The sequence below is a fragment of the Wolbachia endosymbiont of Drosophila incompta genome (assembly GCF_001758565.1).
Taxonomy (GTDB): domain Bacteria; phylum Pseudomonadota; class Alphaproteobacteria; order Rickettsiales; family Anaplasmataceae; genus Wolbachia; species Wolbachia pipientis.
This window is the reverse complement of sequence record NZ_CP011148.1, coordinates 549,395-550,792: the sequence shown is the minus strand read 5'-3', so window position 1 is coordinate 550,792 and position 1,398 is coordinate 549,395. Positions and strand designations below refer to the sequence as shown.

Here is a 1,398-nt window from a genome sequence, read left to right as displayed (position 1 = left end):
GGGAAACCGATAGCTGAAATCTTTGATTTAGTGGCAGGAACCTCAACCGGTGGAATTGTTGTAGCAGGATTATGTAAAAAAGATAAACAAGGAAACCCTCAATATTCAACCAATGATTTAGTCGAGCTTTACCAAAAATACGGGTCATATATTTTTAAATCTTCATTTTTGAGAAGATCAATATTTTCTTGGCTTAATTGCGCACAATACCCACATAAAAATATTGAATTTGTACTGGATAAATATTTTGGCGATGATATCCTTAAAAACACTTTAAGTAATGTGTTGATTACGAGTTACGACATTTACAATAATTGCCCATTTTTCTTCAAAAGCTGGAAAGAAGGTAATATTAAGCTGAGAGATGCACTCAGAGCTGCAACGGCTGCACCTACTTATTTCATACCAAAACATCTAAAAATTAACCAGATAAACAGAGTATTAGTGGATGGCGGAGTGTTTGCTAATAATCCAGCGGCTTGTGCATATGCAAGTGCTAAGAGGTTATTTCCAAATGATGATATTCTACTGTTATCGATAGGTACCGGCAGAACAGATAGAAGTATAAGGTATTCTAACTCGAGGAGATTTGGAAAAATAGGCTGGATAAAACCACTATTACAAGTGATGTTTGCTTCAAGTTTAGATGCAGTAAACTATCAACTTGATCAAGTAATAGCTGATAAATATATACGAATACAATCGCAATTAAAAGTAGCATCACCTGATATGGATAATATTACATCAAAAAATATCAAATCTCTTCAGCAAGAGGCAAATGAAATGATAGAGGATAATCAGAAAGTGATAGAGAAATTCTGTGATATTTTATCTTGATACGTAGAAATGCCAAAAAAATTCTGTAGCAATGGATATCTCTTCTCCAAAAAAATGTTTTATCTTAATATAATGTTTCTCAGTATTGTCTTTAACACAATTCAATTTTCACACTCATCAGCAGTTAGGCCACTTGCTCGCAAAATAACATCAGTAGAAACACCCGCCTTCACTAGATTTTTCGCAACCTTGATCTTTTCTGTTTTTTTTACTTTCTCTTTGCTATTCTTCATATCCCTAGATAAAAATTTCTTCACTAATTCTTGCTCTTCAGTTTTTCTTAGTAAATTAAGTAGTTCACTATCTTCATTTGTTTTAGGCAGCAGAACTTTAATATTCACTGATAATCCTTCTGCTATTTGATATAATTTGTCAAATGATATGGCAGTGTATCCTATTTCATACTCGTGTATTTCCTTGAGTGTTAAACCAACTTTATCCGCCAAATCTTTTTGAGTATATCTTCTTATTAGCCTCCATTCTCTTATTCTTTGCCCTATTCTGTAGTATATAGAATCAGTGCAGATTTCTCTCTCTTTATTATCATACTCGCAAATAGAT

At 32.9% G+C, this 1,398-nt stretch carries 2 protein-coding genes; one reads left to right on the top strand and one right to left on the bottom strand.

What is annotated here, in order from left to right:
- Positions 1-837 (top strand): patatin-like phospholipase family protein (locus tag WG67_RS02395; protein WP_070356851.1); only part of this gene is annotated, 837 nt, incomplete at its 5' end.
- Positions 838-938: 101 nt separating this feature from the next.
- On the opposite strand, the gene WG67_RS02390 is transcribed toward WG67_RS02395, so the two are convergent.
- Positions 939-1,398, bottom strand: a 460-nt coding sequence (locus WG67_RS02390) for a helix-turn-helix domain-containing protein (RefSeq protein ID WP_156768680.1), incomplete at its 5' end; no start/stop codon positions are given.